Origin of the sequence: Paraburkholderia sp. (genome assembly GCF_034668105.1) — a bacterium.
Lineage (GTDB): Bacteria > Pseudomonadota > Gammaproteobacteria > Burkholderiales > Burkholderiaceae > Paraburkholderia.
In genome coordinates this window covers 1-3,168 of sequence record NZ_JAXDPY010000103.1, presented here as the reverse complement: position 1 = coordinate 3,168, position 3,168 = coordinate 1, and the positions used below count along the sequence as shown (strand labels likewise).

Genomic DNA, 3,168 nt, shown 5'->3' with positions numbered 1-3,168 from the left:
CGCTCCAGTTCAGGGCGATTCCATGCGTTGACGAGATTGATGGCGAAACGCCCGCCGCTGATATGTTCGATCTTGTGCGACGCCAGCACTCGCGCATTGCGCCAGTAGCGATCGAAGCGGCGCGTTTCGCTGGTCGCCGATGCGCCGCCCACTTCGAACAGCAGCCAATGCGGGGTGGGCGCCGGGCGCAATCCGAGAACGGTACGGGAGGGGGACGGTGCTGGCAACCAAGCATTTGGCTGATTCTTGGAACACGGAGTGAAATGGCTATTTTGACCGCCGACGCCCCAACCCTCGCACCGCGAGCAAACACACAACCATCACGGTAAGCGACAAAACCGTCGTCATCGTGCCCAGCGCATAAATCACAGGCGTCGTCACCGACGTGGTCAGCCCCTGCAACTCGAGCGGCAAAGTATTCTGATCTCCAATCGCCTGCGAGGTACGCGCAATCTCATCCCATGAAAGCGTGAACCCGAACATCGCGACGCCAACAACCGAAGGTCCGATGATAGGCAGGACAACATGCCGGAAGCTCTGCCACGGCGTGGCGCCCAGATCCCGGGAAGCTTCTTCATAAGCAGGATTGAAGCGGTTGAACACAGCAAACATCACGAGCAGACCAAACGGCAGCGTCCACGTCAAATGCGCGCCCAGCGCCGACGTGAACAAGCCCATCGACGTCGTATAGCTGTCGGCAAAAGACTGATATCCCCACGCGGAAGCGAGATACTTCACACCGTTATCGAGCAGGCGGAAGGTCAACCCGATCCCAAGCGAGACGATAATGGACGGCATGATCAGACTCGCAACCGACACGTAAAAGACCGCCGTATCGCCACGAAAGCGCCGGCGAAAAGCCAATCCGGCCGCCACGGAGAACAGCACCGTCAACACTGTCACAGCCAGCGCAAGCCGCACCGAGCGCCCGAATGCCGCCCAGATATCGACATCGCCGACGCCGTCACGCAGCACGGCAAACCAGTGCAACGACACGCCACGCATCGGAAACGTCAGCCCACCCTCGGGTCCCTGAAACGAAAGAATGAAAATCGTAATGACCGGCCCATACAGGAACAGTACGAACAGGCCGAACAGCAGCGCGAGCCAGTAAAAGCTGGCCGGCCGACGCTCCCGATGTTTGAGGCGAATGGCCTGCATCTTCACAGCTCCTTGCGGATATCGACCACCCGCGTCAAACCCCACACGATCATCAACACGACAGCCAGCAGAATGATCGCGTTAGCGGCCGCCGCGGGAAATTGCAGGTAGCCGGTCTGTACCTGAATGATCTTGCCGACCGATGCAATCTGCTGGCCGCCCATCACGCCGACGGTCAGGAAATCGCCCATCACGATCGTGATCACGAAGATCGAGCCGATCACAATGCCGGTCTTCGACAGCGGCAACACCACGTCGCGAATCACTTGCCAGCCGCTCGCGCCGGCATCGCGCGCCGCTTCGAGCAACGAGCGGTCGATGCGCATCATTGCGTTGAAAATCGGCACGATCATGAAGAACGTGTAGAGGTGCACGAACGCCAGCACGACCGAGAAGTTCGAATACAGCAACCACTCGAGCGGTTGATCGATCAGATGCGCGCCCAGCAACGCCTGATTGACGAGTCCGTTACGGCCGAGCAAGGGCATCCACGAGATCATGCGGATCACGTTCGACGTCCAGAACGGAATCGTGCAGACGAGGAACAGTATGGTCTGCATGCTCGTCGTGCGCACGTGGAACGCGAGGAAGTAAGCGATCGAAAAACCCAGCAGCAAGGTCACGGCCCATACGATCGCGCAGAACCTGAGCGTCGACCAGTATGTCTTGAAGGTCACGCAGACGTCGGTCATCGACGAACAGCCGTCGAAAATCGCCGCGTAGTTTTTCAGCGTGAAAGCCGGGATGATCTGGTATTCGTTGAAGTCCCAGAAACTGACGATCAACGTGATGACCAGCGGAACGATGAAAAACAGCAGGAACGTCAGCGAAAGCGGCGTTGCCTGCAACCATGCCGGCGCACGCCGGTGTTTGACGGGCTGAGCCTGCGCGTGAGAGGGAAGATCGATCGTTGCCATGGGCGGATATCTATGGAAGTACTGCGTGGTCATTGCGCCGCGCAATGACCACGTCATCGAAAAACATGCCGGCATGTCATGCACCGGCCGTCCGGCATGCGGCTCGATCGCTCAAGCCGCGCTCAAGCCACGCTCTGGCCACGCTCAAGCCGCGATGAACTCGTTCCACTTCTGGACCAGGTAGATGTTCTCGTCCATCACCGCATTCCAGCAGGCAATCGCGCCCATGCGCTGGTTGTATGAGCCGCCGTCGCGCACGGTGCCGGCTTTTTCGAGCAACTGGCCGTCGGGCGCCTTGATGTCCTGCGCGGCAGCTTTGCCTTCGATCCAGTAGTCCCATTCATAAGGCTGCATGTGTGTCTTCGCTGTCTCGAGCACACCCGAGTAATAGCCCTGGCGCATCAGGTAGGCACCGGCCCAGCCGTCCTGGAACCAGTTGACGAACTCGTACGCGGCGTCCAGCTTCTTGCCTTGCAGCGAGCGCGGAAAGCCGAAACCGGACGCCCAAGATCGATAGCCTTCCTTGAGCGGCTGGAATTTACAGGCGATGCCCATGGTGCGCACTTTGGTCACCGCCGGCGACCACATCGACTCGATCACCACCTCGCCCGAGGCCATCAGATTCACGCTTTCGTTGAAGTCCTTCCAGAACGCGCGGAACTGGCCGGCGCGCTTGGCTTCGATCAGGATCTTGATGGTCTGGTCGATTTCGGCCTTGGTCATGTTGCCTTTGTCGCCGTATTTCATGTGGCCCATCGCTTCGATCGCCATCGCGGAGTCCATGATGCCGATCGCCGGAATGTTCAACAGCGCCGCCTTGCCCTTGAACTGCGGATTGAGCAGTTCGGCCCAACTGTCGATCGGGCGCTTGATGAGGTCGGGACGGATGCCGAGCGTGTCCGCGTTGTACGTGGTCGGAATCAGCGTCATCCATTCGGTCGGTGTCGCGGAGAATTCGGTGGAGCGCGGGCCGGTCAGAAACATTACCTTCTTCGGCGCGGTGCCCTGATCGCCGATCTTCTTGCCGTTCACTTCGCCGCGTGTCAGCACCGGTGTGATCTTGTCGGCGAGCTTGATGCGTTTCGCGTCC

The 3,168-nt window shown here is 59.5% G+C and carries 3 protein-coding genes and 1 pseudogene; all 4 read right to left on the bottom strand.

Annotated features, from left to right (window positions below; all coding sequences use genetic code 11):
* Nucleotides 1-164 (bottom strand): annotated as a pseudogene (locus tag QOC89_RS04930) (acyl-CoA dehydrogenase); the annotation flags it as partial.
* Nucleotides 165-267: 103 nt separating this feature from the next.
* On the bottom strand, nt 268-1,161 hold the full coding sequence (locus QOC89_RS04925; RefSeq protein ID WP_323043998.1) for an ABC transporter permease: 894 nt from the start codon (nt 1,159-1,161) through the stop codon (nt 268-270).
* A gap of 2 nt (nt 1,162-1,163) precedes the next feature.
* Nucleotides 1,164-2,078, bottom strand: a complete 915-nt coding sequence (locus tag QOC89_RS04920) for an ABC transporter permease (protein WP_323043997.1) — start codon at nt 2,076-2,078, stop codon at nt 1,164-1,166.
* Nucleotides 2,079-2,222: 144 nt separating this feature from the next.
* On the bottom strand, nt 2,223-3,168 hold a 946-nt coding region (locus QOC89_RS04915), incomplete at its 5' end, for an ABC transporter substrate-binding protein (protein ID WP_323043996.1).